This window comes from Rhizobacter sp. Root1238 (genome assembly GCF_001425825.1).
Taxonomy (GTDB): domain Bacteria; phylum Pseudomonadota; class Gammaproteobacteria; order Burkholderiales; family Burkholderiaceae_C; genus Rhizobacter.
This window is the reverse complement of record NZ_LMDM01000005.1, coordinates 87,002-100,993: the sequence shown is the minus strand read 5'-3', so window position 1 is coordinate 100,993 and position 13,992 is coordinate 87,002. Positions and strand designations below refer to the sequence as shown.

The window sequence follows — 13,992 nt, the reverse complement described above, 5'->3', positions numbered from 1 at the left end:
GTCCGAGGGGTGGGAATGCAGCGGACATCGCGACCTCAGCGCAGCGGCGGCGACATCAGCAGGCCGCCCTGCGTCCACAGGCCGTTGCGACCGCGCGGCAGCTTGACGGACGAGCGCGCGCCGAGGTTGCGCTCGAAGCTCTCGCCGAAGTTGCCGACCTGCTTGACGATGCGGTAGCTCCAGTCCTTGTCGAGACCGAGGAAACGCCCGAGGTCGTCGCCGCTGCCGGCGAAGCGGCGGACCGCCGGGTCGCTGCTGGTGGACTTGAGGCCGTCGATGTTGGCCGACGTGATCGCGAGCTCCTCGGCCTCGATCATCGCGTTGAGCGTCCACCGGGCCACCGCGAACCATTCGTCGTCGCCGCGCCGCACCGCCGGCCCGACCGGTTCCTTCGAGACCAGCTCGGGCAGGATCACGTAGTCGTCCGGGTTCTTCAGGTGCGTGGCCTTCAGCACCGCGAGCGCGCCGCTGTCGCCGGTGAAGGCCTGGCAGCGGCCGCTCGCGAAGGCCTGCTGCGCCGCCTCGGCCTGGTCGAACACGACCGCCTTGTACGACAGCTTGTGGGCGCGGAAGTAGTCGGCGAGGTTCTTCTCGGTGGTGGTGCCGGCATCGACGCAGATGGTGGCGCCGCCGAGCTGCTTCACGCTCGCGAGCCCGGGCTTCTTCTTCGCGATGAAGGCCTGGCCGTCGTAGAAGTTGATGCCGACCCACGCGAGGCCGAGCGACGCATCGCGGGTGAAGGTCCAGGTGGTGTTGCGCGACAGCACGTCGATCTCGCCGCTCTGCAGCGCGGTGATGCGCGTCTGCCCGCTGGTCGGCACGTACTTCACCTTCTCGGCGTCGCCGAGCACGGCGGCGGCCAGCGCGCGGCAGTAGTCGACGTCGAGCCCGCTCCACTTGCCGCTGCCGTCGGCCAGCGCGAAGCCGACGCGGCCGGTGTGCACGCCGCAGGTGACGACGCCCTTCTGCTTGATGCCGTCGAGCACCTTGCCGGCGTGGGCGGCCATCGGCAGCGCGAGGGCTGCAGCACCGATGGCGCACCGGGCGACCAGTGACATGAACGGGGCGGCGTACTGCTTCATATCTCGTCCTTGTTGCGGAAATTGCCGGATTGACCGGGGAATTGCGCGTCGGTGGTCAGGTGCGACAGCACCGATTCGGACAGCTCGCGCGCGATGCGCAGGCCGTCGGGATTGAGCCGCATCACCGCGGCGACCAGCGCCTCCATCACCGCCAGCGCGCCGAGCGCGGAACTCGGCAGCACCGCGTGCTGCGCGGGTGCGAGCAGCAGCGTGTCGGCCATCGTCGCGAGCGGCGCGGTGGGGCTGTCGGTGATCGCGATGACATGGGCGCCGCGCTTGCGGGCGAACTCGGCCAGCCGCACGGTGGCGATCGAATAGCGCGGCAGCGAGATCGCGATCAGCAGGTCGGTGTCGCTGCAGCGGGCCAGGCGGCGCGCCGCGACCTCGGTGCCGCCGCTGCCGGCGATCGCCCACACCTGCGGCAGGTAGGGCATCAGCACGTGCGCGCCGTAGCCGGCGACGAAGCTGCTGGTGCCCAGGCCGAGCAGCCAGACGTTGCGCGCCTTCAGCAGCCGGCCGGCGGCGCGCTGGATCTGCGGCACGCTGCCGGCCTGCGCGAGGGCGTCGCCATCGATCGGCGCGTCGCCATTCTTCGTCTTGCCGGCCTTGACCGGGCGGCCGGTGGCACCGCTGCGCGCGCCGTCGAGCTTGCGCACCGGATCGACCACCGATTCGAGCTCGCGGCCGAGCTGGCCCTTCAGGTGCGTGAAGCCCTCGAAGCCGGCCGCGACCGAGAAGCGGTTGATCGCCGCGACCGAGGTGCCGGTCAGCGACGCGATCTCGTCGGCGCTGCACGACAGCGTCTGGATCGGGTGCGCCGCCATCCAGTGGCCCACTCGCGCGAGCGACGGCGAGGCCTCTTGCGCGGCGGCGGCGATGCGCTGCTGCGCGGAAGCTTGTGAGGACGATGACGACGGCATGAATGAATGATGACATTCAATAAGTCATTTGTAAATCGTTTCATTCACTCAGGACTTTCCCTGAATGCACGCCCCAAAAGGAAACCGGGAGACAGTGCAGAAGCACTGTCCCCCGGTCTTGGTGCGGACGTGATGAAGCGTGTTGAACCGCGGAACTACGCGGCGAGCAGGATCCTGCTCACCTCGTCGTACCGTGCCCGGGCGTCGTCACCGTAGATGGCGATCCCGAGAGTGCGACCGGTCTTGAACCAGCCCCACAGGTAGGCGACAGCGCCGCCCGTGGAGTCCAGCTCGTGCCCGGTGTTCTTCAGCCGGTCGAGCGCCTGCGTGAGCGACAGCCTCGGGTTCACCTGGGTCTCCCGGATCAGGAAGACCTTGTCGAATCCGAACTGCACGCGCAGGTACTCCGGCACCGACGAGCCGTTGACACGGAGGTTGAACTCCGTGACACGCCCCGTCAGACCGTTGACGCGGAAGTCGATCCCGAAGAAGCCGCGCAGCCCGAGGGCCACCAGCTTCTGTGCGATCGCGTGGGTCAGCGGGCCCCAGTTGTCCGAAGACGTCTCGTTGCCCGCGTGGTGACCGTTGATCACCACCTGCTCGGTCGTCGCCAGGAAGCGCAACGTACCGTCGAACTCGGCGAAGTACTGGTTCGAGTAGTCGTCGCCGGGGACGTGCTCCTGCACCTGGAACGCCTCGTCGCGCCGCTGGAAGCGGCGGACGGTGGCGTCCAGATCGGCACGCCCGACGGGACCCTCGACGTTGATTCCGCCGGTGGTCTCGACGGTGCGCTTGAACCACACCGAGTCCATGTCCTGCGGGATGTCGACGGTGTCCCCGGGCCGGCACACCAGGGACCTCGGGATCAGACCCGAGAACCCCCAGTCCTTCATGACACCGGGGAACTCCGACTTCATCGACGCGGCCTCGATCACCATCTGCCAGTCCCGGGCCCAGTCGAGCTCCCGGACGTTCGGCGGAGCGTACGCGCGCTCGAACATGCAGGGCACGTACGTTTCGCGGCGCAGCATCGGAACCGCGCCCTGATTCCAGACGACGTTGGTCGTCGGGTTCAGGCCGCAGCGCCGCAGGTGGGCGATGGCCGGGCGGAACAGGGACCTGACGCTCGGGTCCAGCTGGATCCGGTCGCCGTTGGTGGAGATGGCGAGGTACTGCGTTCCGCCACCCTTCATGCGCTCCGGGTTGTCGCTCTGGAACCCCTGTCCCAGATACCCGTTGAGCAGTGCTCGTGCACCCTTCATGTTCCCTCTTCTCGTCCGTGAAGCGGCAACCACCCAGAGGGCGGACGCCGCTTCAACCGTGCGAGCCCCAACCGGGGTTCGCCTGCTGGGTGTAGGGCAGGCGGGGCGGCTGTCAAGTGCGCAGGCCCAAAAGGAGGAAGCGCCGGACGATCGAGCAGCGAGAGCTGCAGGACCGAACCGACGCTTCCGGGGTCGCGATGCGGCGCGCCAGGTGGACGACCACCCGGCGCGACCGCATCGCATCCGATTCAGGCCGACGTGCTACTGCACACCGGCGCCTTCATCGGGATTCTTCTTGGTGGTCGTCAGCAACCATCCGGCCCACATCGCGACCGGGACCAGCAGCAGTGCCTTGATCTGCACGGGCCCGGGAACGTCGTGGAACAGCCAGATGTCGAGCGCGGCGCCGAACATCACCTGGAAGCCGCGCAGCGTGTTGAGCCGCGCGACGGTGATGCCGGTGCCTTTGCTGGTGACGTAGGCGAGCTGCATCGCGAGTTGCTGCAACAGCGAGAACCCCGCGACACCGAGAACCAGCAGCACCCCCAGCAGCGACGACGGAACGGTGGCCCGCTCCAGCGACACCACCGGCACCGCCGTGAACCACAGCGGCACCGCCAGCACCGCGGCAGGACCGTTCTGCCACAACGCCTGGGTGAGCTTGCTCTCTTCGCGCCCGTCGCCGGCCGCCGCGTCCTTCTTCGACACGTCATCGGTCAGGTAGTGCAGCACGGTCGTGAACAACCCGCTGCCCAGCATGTACGCGATGCCGTGCCAGATCGAGCCTTCGGCCCTCGGAGCTTCCGAAGCCAGCAGGCTGGCCGCGATGGCGTAGATCGCCGGAGCGACCCACGCCGACGCATTGATCCGGTCGTGCTTGCCGAAACGGGAGAGGATCCCGCCGACCAGCAACGTCCAGACCGGCACCACAGCCATCGACACCGCCGACTGCAGCTGCCCCGCCATCTCGACCGACGCGAACAGGATGCAGACCGTCTGACCGGTCTGCGTGATCGCCTGCCCCACCCGGTTGACCAGGTAGTGCGGGCGGAACACATCCAGCGAACGCTTCCGCCAAGCCCTCTCGAATGCCACCACGAGCACCGCCAGGGACACACCCTGGAAGCGCACGGCCAGCACCGTCGAGTCGCCCGCGAGCGACAGCACGCCGATCGCGCGGCTGGACGTCTGCACGGCTTGGACACCCGCGCAGTACAGGACGAAGAACATCCCCGCGATCAGGACCTTGCGGCCCAGCAGTCCACTCAAGACTGCCACCTCCTCCATGTCAGGCGAGCCGGAGTTTCCGGACCCGCAGATTCCCGCGTGAGGTGCGGCGACCTTCCGCCTTTCACGCGTGCGGAATCGCCTGCTGGGTCTAGGGCGGCGCGCGCCCTTGTCAAGGCCGGCCCGGGGCTTGCACTGCATTCCCGGTTCATCACAGCGAGGCACACCGACCATGACACCCCCCACCTCCTCCACCGGGCGGCGCGACACGATGCGCTGGGTCCCGGTCCCCGAAGACCTGTTCCAGGCCGCGCTGAAGCTGCGCATGCAGGTGCAGAAGCAGCTGCAGATGCGCCCCGACCTCTCGGTGGTGGTCGGCGCGATGCTGGCCCGCGCGCTCGAAACCGAAGGCCTGGCCGACGCGGTGACGCGCCATGCGGTGGCGCAGCTGCAGCGCAGCGTCGACGCGACCGTCGAGCCCTGAGCGGTGTGTGGCGTGGCGCACGCCCGATGGCACCGAGCGCGACGTGCCGCACACGGCCGCGCGGTTCTGCCCCGGTGGCACGCTGCACGCAACGATGGCACGGCCATTGCGCAACACAGCCGCCACTGCCAGGAGTGCCGATGATGAAGATTCCGCTGCGCTTCCACCCGCTCGCGCGTTCGCCGCAACTCACCGCGTTGCTGCGCTGGTGCGTGCTCGGTCTCGTGTGTGCGCTGCTGCTGCTCGCGATGCTGCCGCAGCCGGTGCTCGCCGCCGGCGCGCCGCCCGGGGCCGCCTACCGGCTGAAGGTCGGCACGCTGGTCGAGTTCGATCCGCGCAGCGGCACCGTCGGCGATGCGATCAAGTCGCTGCTGGAGCCGGTGCAGTACCGCATCACCTACCGCACGGTCGACCCGGTCGACAGCGCCGCGGTGCTGCAGCGTCGCATCCCGGCGATCGCCGCGCATGCCGGCGTGATGAGCATCGAGCAGGCCTTGCTGCTGCTGATCGGCGAAGACAACCGGCTGGTCGTCGACCACGTGAACCGGCTGGTCGCGGTGGAACGCCTGCCGTACGACGCGAAGGAGACACCATGATGCCCGCTGCCCGCCGCCTGCTGCCCGTCCTGCTGGGCTTGTTGCTGACGGCCTGCGCCGCGACGCCGCGCCAGGCTGGCCACGCCACGTCGAACCCACGCATCGTCGAGCGCGACCTCGGTGCCGACGCGCTCACCAGCACCGATGAGCGCAAGCCCGCCGCCACGCGCTGACGCGTCGGCGCGCCGCGATGCGGCACTGCCGACGCTGATGACGCTGTACATGCGCGAGGTGCGCCGCTTCGCGCGGCTGCTGCCGCAGCACGAATCGGAGCTGCTGGCCGGCATCGACCGCGGCGACGGCGACGCCCGCGACGCGCTGATCTGCCACCACCTCGGCTTCGTGATCTCGATGGCACGCGGCTTCTCGAACCGCGGGCTGGAGCTGCTGGACCTGATCGAGGAAGGCAACGTCGGCATGCTGGTCGCGCTGCAGAAGTTCGAGTCCGCGCGCGGGCTGCGCTTCTCGACCTATGCCGGCTTCTGGATCCGCCACCACCTGCAGACGGCGCTCGCGATGCAGGTGCCGATCGTGCGGCCGCCGCTGCGGCTGCAGATGGCGCACGACGCGGCGCCGGTGACGCCGGTGCCGATGGACGACGAGGACGTCGAGCAGCAGCTGTCGGACGCCGGCTTCAGCGAACGTGACGTGGCCGACGAGGTGGCCGAGCAGCGCGATGCACCGCGGCTGGCCGAGTTGCTGCGGGCGCAGGTGGCGCAATTGCCGGAACGCCAGCGCGACATCATCGTCGCGCGCTTCGGGCTCGACGGCGGCGATGAATGCACGCTGCAGCAGCTGAGCAGCGAGCGCGGCGTGACGCGCGAGCGGATCCGCCAGCTGCAGGTGACGGCGCTGCAGACGCTGCGCGAGGCGCTGGAGAGCGCGGGGGTGACGCGGGATGTGGCGTTGATGTGATGGCACGCTGCGGAACCGACCCTTCGACACGGGCCTTCGACAGGCTCAGTCCCTGCTCAGGGCGAACGGAAATGATCCGTTCGGGCTGAGCCTGTCGAAGCCCTGGTCGCCGTGAGCCAGCTACACCGCGGCGAAATCCGACTGCGTCATCGGCGCGAAGCCCGACACCGCCGGCCCGTCGCCGCGGTAGTCCTGCGGATCCACGCTGAAACGCGTCAGCTTGTCGTACAGCGTCTTGCGCGGCACGTGCAACACCTCGCAGGCCCGCGTGACCGAGCCGCCGCACATGCGCAGGCATTGCTCGATCACCGTGCGCTCGAACGACGCCACCAGCTGCGGCAGCGACTGCTGCGGCGCGTCGTCGCCGCCCGCCAGCTCGGGCATGCCCAGCACGTGCCGCTCCACCGCATTGCGCAGCTCGCGCACGTTGCCGGGCCAGTCGCGCACCATCAGCCGGCAGACGAACTCGATGTCGAGCTCGGCGTCGGTCAACCCGTGGTGCTCGGCCGCCTCCAGCGCGAACGCATGCGCCAGCAGCGGGATGTCGTCGCGCCGCTCGCGCAGCGGCGGCAGCGACAGCTCGATCACGTTGATGCGGTAGTACAGGTCGATGCGGAAGCGCCCGGCACGCGACAGCTCCAGCAGGTCGTCCTTGGTCGCGGCGACCACGCGGCAGCTCAGCCGCACCGGCTCGTTGCCGCCGACGCGCTCGATCGTGCGCTGCTGCAGCGCGCGCAGCAGCTTCACCTGCATCGCCATCGGCATGCTCTCGATCTCGTCGAGGAACACCGTGCCGCCGGCCGCGTACTCCAGCTTGCCGATGCGCCGCTTGGTCGCGCCGGTGAAGGCGCCGGCCTCGTGGCCGAACAGCTCGCTCTCGAAGATGTTCTCGGGGATCGCGCCGCAGTTGATCGCGACGAAGCGCTTGTCGGCACGCGGCCCGTAGTCGTGCAGGCAGCGCGCGACCACCTCCTTGCCGCAGCCGGTCTCGGCCTTCACCAGCACGTCGGTGTCGACGCGCGCGAGCCGCAGCAGCACCTGGCGCAGCTTGCCGACCGCCGGGTGGTTGCCGCGCAGCACGTCCTGGATCGGCACGATGCCGCGCCGCACCGGTGCCAGCTCGCCATCGTGCAGCAACTCGGCCGCGCGCGTCTGCAGCGTCAGCTCGCGCGAGCGGATCGCCTGCCGGCACGCGGTGGCCAGGCGCGGCAGCCGGTCGGGCGCCAGCACGTCGCGCGCGCCGCGGTGCACCGCCTCGACCGCGGTCGCGGTGTCTTCCTGGTCGCTCAACGCGATCACGGTGAGCTGCGGGTCCATCGCATGGCACTGCGACAGCAGCTCCATGCCTTCGTGCACGCCGGGCAGGCGCAGGTCGGTGACCACCACGCCGGCCGCGCCCGACGCGATCAGCGTCAGCAGGTCCTCCGCGTTGGACACCGCGTGCACGTCGAGGCCACCGTCACGCAAATGGGCCGCGAGTTGTGCGCGGGTGCTGCCGAACAAGTGAAGCAATGCGACTTTCATGATGGGGTCTAGCGTAGTGATCTGCGGCCGGCGCGCAAGCTACGAGAACTCGTAGGGGCCATGCAGATCGCGCCAACACCCTCGGATCCGGCAGGTCGTCGTGCGTGCGGATTGCCGCCAGCACCGCCGCATGCCTTGCGGCATCGCGCACAGTCGCGGCGCGATGGATGCGGCCCGCGACGGCGCCGCGAGAAGGTCTAACTGCTTGGCGCGATTGAGATTTCGCGCCGTGCGACGGCGCGCCGCGCAAGCTGGCATCGGGGTTGCGCTGTTCAGGGCACGACCGCCCGCCACGACCGCCCGCGAGACCCACCACCATGACGCCTCTGCTGAAGAAGCCCCGATCCCCGAAGGACAGCGTGCGTGCCGGCGGGCCGCGGCCCGCCCACGACACCGAGCAGGGCCTGATCCCCGATGCGGTGATCACGAAGCTGCGCGCGCAGTCGCGCTTCGACCTGCTGGCCGCCGCGTCGGCCGACCGCGCGCGCTGGTTCGTCGCGTTCCTGCTGCTGTCGGGCATCACGCTGTTCTCGGCCATCGGCTGGTACACCGCCGACCAGCGCTTCGCGTCGAACGTGCGCGTGGCCTGGGTCAAGCTCGACCCGTCGGGCGCGTACACGGTGGAGTTCGCCGACCAGGCGCGGCCGGTCGAGTTCTTCCAGACCACGCTCGAATCGAAGCTCAGCGAATTCGTCGAGAAGCGCTACCGCAAGAATGCCGCGACCATCACCGGCGACTACCGCTTCGTCGGCTTCTTCCTGTCGCCCAAGCTGGTCGCGCAGTTCCTCGGCGCCGACGACTACCACGCGGCGCGCGTCGCCGCGGAACTGACCGACTGCAAGCAGCGCTGCCTGGAACGCGACGTGCGCGTGCGGGTGGTGCAGCACCGCACGCAGATCCCGTCGGTGATCCCCGACCAGGGCCGCACCACGCTGTACGAGACGCTGGTCTTCACCACCTTCACCGAACGCAAGCCCGACGGCACCGTCGTCGACCGGCGCAATGCCATCGTGCAGATGGGCTGGCGCATCAAGGGCAAGGACGAGATCGCCGCGAACAAGGGCGCGCTGATCGCCAACCCGCTCGGGCTGGAGATCCTGTCGCTCGACCTGAAGGAAGACCCGACGCCGGTGCCGCGCGACGACAAGGTCGCGCAAACCGGATGAGCGACCGGTTGAACACGTTGAGACCCGCCCGCAACCAGATTCCCATGGAGCCACGCGCCACGATGAACACCTTCACGCTGAACCGCGCCCCCCTCACGCTGGCCGGCCTGGTCGCTCTGGCGCTCGTCGCCGGCCCGGCCTGCGCGCAATCCACGCCGTTCGACGGCCCGGGGGATGCGCCGCGCAATGCGGTGTCGTCCGCCAATCCGGCAGCACCCGCCGCATCGGCCGCGGCGCCGGCCCCTGCACGCCGCGTGGCAGCCGCCACCCCGCGCATCCAGGCGCGCGCCGCCAACCAGGCGCGCCCGGGCGAGCCGGCGCTGAGCTGCCGCACGATCAACTGGCAGCGCGGCGACATCATCCGGCTGCAGGCGCAGCCCTTCAAGCAGATCCACGTCGCGCTGCCCGAAGCCGGCATCGACGTGATCATGGGCGACAAGGAGCTGTGGGCGCTCGACTGGATCAACAGCCGCATCTTCATCAAGCCGACCAGCCGTTCCAGCGAAGGCCGCTCGACGACGATTTCGGCCATCGGCCAGAGCGGCAACGCCTATGAGTTCCTGGTGACGCGCGTGCCGGAGAACCTGGAGATCTCGCACTGCGTCTACATCCAGGCCGACCCGGGGCTGATCTCGCGCGGCGCCTGGGCGCGCGCCGGCGAGCAGCGCAGCGACGGCTCGTACTCGCAGGACGCGCGGCAGGAGGTCAGCGCGCTGCGCGAGCGCAACGCCGGGCTGGAGCGCCAGGCGCGCGATTCGATGAAGGCCTACCGCAAGAAGCTGAACAGCAACTACGGCTGGGAGAGCGGGCTGTTCTCGCGCTGGACCGCCGGCGAGATCGAATCGGTGTACGACGACGGCCGCTTCACCTACGTGCGCATGAAGGAAGGCGCGCAGGGGCTCGCGTCGATCATGGCCGAGCTGGACGGCAAGGCGGTGCTGCTCGACTACGCCTACGACGAGCCGACGCGCACCTACCAGATCAGCGGCCTGTTCCCGAAGTTCACGCTGTACTCGGGCAAGCAGACCCTCAGCATCACCCGCAAGGGCGAACGGGAGTCGTGATGAGCCAACCCCCCACCCCCCCCTCGCAACACGCCGGCCGGCGCCCCTGCGCAAGCCTTCGACGACAGCGTGCCGCCGACCCAGCCGCCGGGTGCCGACGAGCAGGTCTCGCAGCACGGCAAGCGCGTGGTGATCGTCGGCGCGGTGCTCGGCGGCCTGATCGTCGGCGGGCTGCTGGTCGATTCGCTGCGCAGCCCGCCGAAGCCGGTCGCCGCGGTGGCCGATACCGGCAAGCCGCCGCCGCAGGATCCGTTCGTCGACTTCGAGGCCAAGCAGCGCGTCGAGGCGGCGCGGCTGGAGACCGAGCGGCAGAAGAAGCTCGCGCTGGAGCGCGCCCGCGCCGAAGCGCAGCGCGAGGCGCCGCCGCCGTCGTCGGCCGCCGCGCCGCGTTCGCCCGAGCAGGACCTGCGCGAGACCGCGCGCATGGAAGACCTGAAGCGCTCGCTCGCCGCGGTCAGCTCGCACGAGATGCTGGTGTCGAACCCGCGAGCGCCGCGCGATCCCCGTGACCCGAAGGACGCACCGCGCCGCACGGGGGCCACCACCGGATCGGGCGCCGGCCTGCCGTCGACCGGCACCGCCGCGGCCGGCAGCGTGGCCGCCGCCGCGGTGGGAGCCGATGCACAAGGCAGCCAGCCGCAGTCGACGCTGACGCGGCTGCGCCAGGCGATTGACCGCGTGCGCGGCGGCAGCGGTGCCGGCGACGAGGCGGCGCGCTACGTGCGCGACCTGGCCGGCGCGCAGGCCTCGGGCGCGATCGTCGGCCAGACGGCCACCGCGCGCCGCGAGAAGGGCGACGCGCAGCGCGAAGGCGAGTACCTGGTGCCGGTCGGCACGGTGATGGCGGCGGTGCTCGACATCGAGGTCAACTCCGACTGGGAAGGCCGCTGGCGCGCGCTGATCGCCCGCGACATCTACGACCTGAACCAGGACGTGATCCTGATCCCGAAGGGCACGCGCGTGCTCGGCAGCTCGGCACGGCCGAAGCCGGTCAATGAGGCGATCAACGAGCGCATGGCGCTGATCGCGCAGTGGCTGGTGCTGCCGAACGGCGCGCGCATCGACCTGTCGCGCAGCGCGATGCTCGACGGTGCCGGCGTCGCCGCGCTGGAGGGCGACGTGAACCGGCATTTCCTCGCGACGCTCGGCGGCGTCGCGGCCTACGGCGTGATCGGCGGGCTGGCCGCGACGCGTGCCGTGCGCTCGACCAGCAACGACACCAACCTCGCGGTCAGCGTGCTGGCCGGGCGCGACGCCGGTGCCGAGATCGCCGCCGGGCTGGCCGACGTGGGCCGGCGCGTCGCGTCGCGCTACCTGAACCTGGTGCCGACCATCGTCGTGAAGCCGGGCACGCCGATGAACGTGTTCCTCGACGACGAACTGTTCCTGCGCGCCTGGGCACCGATCGACGAGTTCGCGCCGGCGGTGGCACCGCAGTCGATGCGCTGAAATGACGGCTCCCACCTCGGTTCGCCCTGAGCATGTCGACGGGCCTGTGCACATCGAGCCAGGGCTTCGACAGGCTCAGCCCGAACGGGATGCGTTGCCCGTTCACCCTGAGCCTGTCGAAGGGCCCGATCATCCTGAGCTTGTCGAAGGACCTGAGCTTGTCGAAGGGCCCGATCATCCCGAGCTTGTCGACGCGCCTGCGCACATGGAACCAGGGCTTCGACAAGCTCGGCCCGACCCTTCGACAGGCTCAGGGCGAACGGGGGTGAAGCACCTGCGTGAGCTGCTGCTGCGCCTGGCCGACGGCGACTTCGCGCAGGCCCGCCTGCGCTGGTCGCTGCTGCCGTACATCACCGCGTGCGCACCGCTGATCGTCACGAGCGTGCTCGCACCGGCCTGGCTCGCGTGGCTGATGGCGCTGCCGTCGGTGCTCGCGCTGTACCGCGTCACGCAGGTCCTCGACCCCGGGTTGTTCGAGGTCGGTCCGCAACGCGGCGCGCTGGCCTATGCGCTCGCGCTGAACGCGCTGCTGGTGGTCTGGTGCCTGGCGCTTGCGCTGGCCGGGCGCGGCATCACCGTGCCGACCACCGCGTTCGCGCACGCCGCGCTGCTGGCGCTGGCCATCGCCCCGGCCTGCCGGCGCGATCGCGCGCGGCACACCCGCCGCTGGCCGCTGCAGTACACCTTCATCCCGCTCGCGGTCGTGGTGCTCGCGCTGCAGGGCGTGGCCACCTGGCGGGCCCCGTCATGAGGCCCGTGCTGCGCCTGTCGTGCGCGCTGTCGTGCGTGCTCCCCTGCCTGGCGTGCCTGCCGGCCCACGCCGCGCTGTACCGCTGCCCGTCGCTGCAGGAGCCGGGCCGCAGCATCGTCACCAACCTGGTCGGCGACGCCGAGGCCCGCCAGCGCGACTGCACGCCGCTCGCGACGCGCGCCTCCGCACTCGATGCGCCGGTGAAGCCGCCGCCGGCCGCCGCGCCGTCGCGCGTACAAGTCGCCCCGGCCGACCGCCGCATTCCGGTGGCGCTGCAACGCGAGCGCGACACCGACCGCCGCGCGATCATCGACGCCGAGCTGCGCACCGAACAGCAGCTGCTGGAACGCGCCCGCGAGATCGTGAAGGCCGCGCCGGCCGGCGATGCCGAGGCGCAGACCCAGGCCCGCCAGGCCGCGGCCCGCCACGCCGACAACGTCGACGCGCTGCAGCGAGAGCTGCAACGCCTGCGCTGACATGTCGGCCAACGACCCGCAAAGCCCGCAGGCGCAGAGCGCCGTCAAGCTCCAGTGGGAGCTGGTGCGGCACTACCTGAGCCCGATCGAGCCGTACTTCCGGCTCGAGGGCGTGACCGGCATCTTCGTGAACCGCTTCGACAGCGTCTACATCATGCGGTACGGCGAGTTCGCGCCGGTCGACGCGCGCTGGAGCAACGAATTCCACTTCGTCACCGCGATCGAGCAGATCGCCAACGCGCTCGGCCAGGAGGTGCACCCGACCGAGCGCCCGCTGCTCGACGCGCGGCTGGACGACGGCTCGCGCATCAACGCGGTGCTCGCGCCGACCGGCGTCAGCGGCAGCAACATGACGGTGCGGCTGTTCCCGAAGACCCGCTTCACCGCCGAGGCGCTGCTGGCCAGCGGCTCGTTCAACCGCGAGATGTTCCGCTACCTGCGGCTCGCGATGCTGAACCGCTTCAACGTGCTGGTCTCCGGCGGCACCGGCAGCGGCAAGACGACGCTGCTGAACGCGGTGTCGAACTTCATCCCGCCGGAGGACCGCATCGTCAGCATCGAGGACACCGCCGAGCTGCAGATCGACAGCCGGCACTGGGTGGCACTGGAGGCGCCGCACCGCTTCGCGAAGGACGTGGAGCCGCTGACGATGAGCCGGCTGGTGAAGAACGCGCTGCGCATGGAGCCGCAACGGCTGATCGTCGGCGAGGTGCGCGACGGCGCCGCCGCCGAGGCGCTGCTGACGGCGGCCAACACCGGCCATTCCGGCATCCTGTCGACCATCCACGCCAACAGCGCGCTCGACACCATCGACCGGCTGACCAACCTGGCCGCGGCCGGCTTCTCGGCCATTCCGTACGAGCACGTGCAGCGCCAGGTGCGCAACAACCTCGACGTGATCGTGCATGCGCAGAAGACGCCGCACCACGGCCGGCGCATCGTCGAGATCGCCGAGCTGGACGACGGCGAGTTCCACCTGCTGTGGCGCTGGAACCACCTCGAAGGCCGGCACGACCAGGTCAAGGCGCCGTCGATGCGCCGCATGCTCTACACCCGGGACGACGACGCATGAACGG

The 13,992-nt window shown here is 70.2% G+C and carries 16 protein-coding genes; 11 read left to right on the top strand and 5 right to left on the bottom strand.

Annotated features, from left to right (window positions below):
• Positions 1–35 precede the first annotated feature (35 nt).
• From ASC98_RS05945 to ASC98_RS05930, 4 genes are all read right to left on the bottom strand, one after another.
• Positions 36–1,058, bottom strand: a complete 1,023-nt coding sequence (locus tag ASC98_RS05945; RefSeq protein WP_056807640.1) for an amino acid ABC transporter substrate-binding protein — start codon at positions 1,056–1,058, stop codon at positions 36–38.
• A gap of 20 nt (positions 1,059–1,078) precedes the next feature.
• Positions 1,079–2,002 (bottom strand): MurR/RpiR family transcriptional regulator, encoded by a 924-nt coding sequence (locus ASC98_RS05940; RefSeq protein ID WP_056807505.1) that lies wholly within the window; start codon positions 2,000–2,002, stop codon positions 1,079–1,081.
• A 155-nt stretch (positions 2,003–2,157) separates the two neighbouring features.
• Positions 2,158–3,264, bottom strand: a complete 1,107-nt coding sequence (locus tag ASC98_RS05935; RefSeq protein ID WP_056807502.1) for a hypothetical protein — start codon at positions 3,262–3,264, stop codon at positions 2,158–2,160.
• Between the two features lie 261 nt (positions 3,265–3,525).
• Positions 3,526–4,551, bottom strand: a complete 1,026-nt coding sequence (locus ASC98_RS05930; protein ID WP_157597780.1) for a hypothetical protein — start codon at positions 4,549–4,551, stop codon at positions 3,526–3,528.
• A 172-nt stretch (positions 4,552–4,723) separates the two neighbouring features.
• Between ASC98_RS05930 and ASC98_RS05925 the strand changes: the two genes are divergently transcribed.
• From ASC98_RS05925 to ASC98_RS05915, 4 genes are all read left to right on the top strand, one after another.
• Positions 4,724–4,975, top strand: a complete 252-nt coding sequence (locus ASC98_RS05925; RefSeq protein ID WP_157597779.1) for a hypothetical protein — start codon at positions 4,724–4,726, stop codon at positions 4,973–4,975.
• Positions 4,976–5,115: 140 nt separating this feature from the next.
• Positions 5,116–5,571, top strand: a complete 456-nt coding sequence (locus ASC98_RS05920) for a hypothetical protein (RefSeq protein ID WP_056807493.1) — start codon at positions 5,116–5,118, stop codon at positions 5,569–5,571.
• The gene (locus ASC98_RS30120; protein ID WP_157597778.1) at positions 5,568–5,744 is read left to right on the top strand and encodes a hypothetical protein; all 177 of its coding nucleotides are present in this window, start codon (positions 5,568–5,570) and stop codon (positions 5,742–5,744) included. The genes ASC98_RS05920 and ASC98_RS30120 overlap by 4 nt, the downstream gene beginning before the upstream one ends.
• Entirely contained in the window at positions 5,716–6,486 is a 771-nt protein-coding gene (locus tag ASC98_RS05915) for a sigma-70 family RNA polymerase sigma factor (RefSeq protein WP_056807490.1), read from the top strand. The genes ASC98_RS30120 and ASC98_RS05915 overlap by 29 nt, the downstream gene beginning before the upstream one ends.
• Before the next feature lie 120 nt (positions 6,487–6,606).
• Here the strand turns inward: ASC98_RS05915 and ASC98_RS05910 are convergent, their stop codons facing one another.
• Positions 6,607–8,010 (bottom strand): sigma-54 dependent transcriptional regulator, encoded by a 1,404-nt coding sequence (locus ASC98_RS05910; protein ID WP_082541711.1) that lies wholly within the window; start codon positions 8,008–8,010, stop codon positions 6,607–6,609.
• Positions 8,011–8,327: 317 nt separating this feature from the next.
• Between ASC98_RS05910 and ASC98_RS30115 the strand changes: the two genes are divergently transcribed.
• The 7 genes from ASC98_RS30115 to ASC98_RS05875 all read left to right on the top strand — a co-directional run bounded on the left by ASC98_RS30115 (position 8,328) and on the right by ASC98_RS05875 (position 13,988).
• A complete protein-coding gene (locus ASC98_RS30115; protein ID WP_157597777.1) occupies positions 8,328–9,176 on the top strand; it encodes a VirB8/TrbF family protein in 849 nt (282 codons plus the stop codon).
• Positions 9,177–9,220: 44 nt separating this feature from the next.
• A complete protein-coding gene (locus ASC98_RS30110; RefSeq protein ID WP_056807480.1) occupies positions 9,221–10,240 on the top strand; it encodes a TrbG/VirB9 family P-type conjugative transfer protein in 1,020 nt (339 codons plus the stop codon).
• Positions 10,241–10,309: 69 nt separating this feature from the next.
• Complete coding sequence (locus tag ASC98_RS05895) at positions 10,310–11,689, top strand: TrbI/VirB10 family protein (protein ID WP_056807477.1); 1,380 nt, start codon at positions 10,310–10,312, stop codon at positions 11,687–11,689.
• Positions 11,690–11,721: 32 nt separating this feature from the next.
• Entirely contained in the window at positions 11,722–11,958 is a 237-nt protein-coding gene (locus tag ASC98_RS05890) for a hypothetical protein (RefSeq protein WP_056807474.1), read from the top strand.
• A complete protein-coding gene (locus tag ASC98_RS05885; RefSeq protein ID WP_056807471.1) occupies positions 11,955–12,440 on the top strand; it encodes a hypothetical protein in 486 nt (161 codons plus the stop codon). The genes ASC98_RS05890 and ASC98_RS05885 overlap by 4 nt, the downstream gene beginning before the upstream one ends.
• Positions 12,437–12,916: a hypothetical protein gene (locus ASC98_RS05880; protein WP_082596115.1), complete on the top strand. Its 480-nt coding sequence runs from the start codon at positions 12,437–12,439 to the stop codon at positions 12,914–12,916. The genes ASC98_RS05885 and ASC98_RS05880 overlap by 4 nt, the downstream gene beginning before the upstream one ends.
• Before the next feature lies 1 nt (position 12,917).
• Positions 12,918–13,988 (top strand): CpaF family protein, encoded by a 1,071-nt coding sequence (locus tag ASC98_RS05875; protein WP_056807462.1) that lies wholly within the window; start codon positions 12,918–12,920, stop codon positions 13,986–13,988.
• Positions 13,989–13,992: the final 4 nt, after the last annotated feature.

Excerpts from the sequence above, each read along its gene's own strand:
- ASC98_RS05945 (WP_056807640.1), bottom strand. The coding sequence starts at position 1,058 with ATGTCACTGGTCGCCCGGTGCGCCATCGGTGCTGCAGCCCTCGCGCTG.
- ASC98_RS05940 (WP_056807505.1), bottom strand. The coding sequence starts at position 2,002 with ATGCCGTCGTCATCGTCCTCACAAGCTTCCGCGCAGCAGCGCATCGCC.
- ASC98_RS05935 (WP_056807502.1), bottom strand. The coding sequence starts at position 3,264 with ATGAAGGGTGCACGAGCACTGCTCAACGGGTATCTGGGACAGGGGTTC.
- ASC98_RS05930 (WP_157597780.1), bottom strand. The coding sequence starts at position 4,551 with ATGGAGGAGGTGGCAGTCTTGAGTGGACTGCTGGGCCGCAAGGTCCTG.
- ASC98_RS05925 (WP_157597779.1), top strand. The coding sequence starts at position 4,724 with ATGACACCCCCCACCTCCTCCACCGGGCGGCGCGACACGATGCGCTGG.
- ASC98_RS05920 (WP_056807493.1), top strand. The coding sequence starts at position 5,116 with ATGATGAAGATTCCGCTGCGCTTCCACCCGCTCGCGCGTTCGCCGCAA.
- ASC98_RS30120 (WP_157597778.1), top strand. The coding sequence starts at position 5,568 with ATGATGCCCGCTGCCCGCCGCCTGCTGCCCGTCCTGCTGGGCTTGTTG.
- ASC98_RS05915 (WP_056807490.1), top strand. The coding sequence starts at position 5,716 with ATGAGCGCAAGCCCGCCGCCACGCGCTGACGCGTCGGCGCGCCGCGAT.
- ASC98_RS05910 (WP_082541711.1), bottom strand. The coding sequence starts at position 8,010 with ATGAAAGTCGCATTGCTTCACTTGTTCGGCAGCACCCGCGCACAACTC.
- ASC98_RS30115 (WP_157597777.1), top strand. The coding sequence starts at position 8,328 with ATGACGCCTCTGCTGAAGAAGCCCCGATCCCCGAAGGACAGCGTGCGT.
- ASC98_RS30110 (WP_056807480.1), top strand. The coding sequence starts at position 9,221 with ATGGAGCCACGCGCCACGATGAACACCTTCACGCTGAACCGCGCCCCC.
- ASC98_RS05890 (WP_056807474.1), top strand. The coding sequence starts at position 11,722 with ATGTCGACGGGCCTGTGCACATCGAGCCAGGGCTTCGACAGGCTCAGC.
- ASC98_RS05880 (WP_082596115.1), top strand. The coding sequence starts at position 12,437 with ATGAGGCCCGTGCTGCGCCTGTCGTGCGCGCTGTCGTGCGTGCTCCCC.
- ASC98_RS05875 (WP_056807462.1), top strand. The coding sequence starts at position 12,918 with ATGTCGGCCAACGACCCGCAAAGCCCGCAGGCGCAGAGCGCCGTCAAG.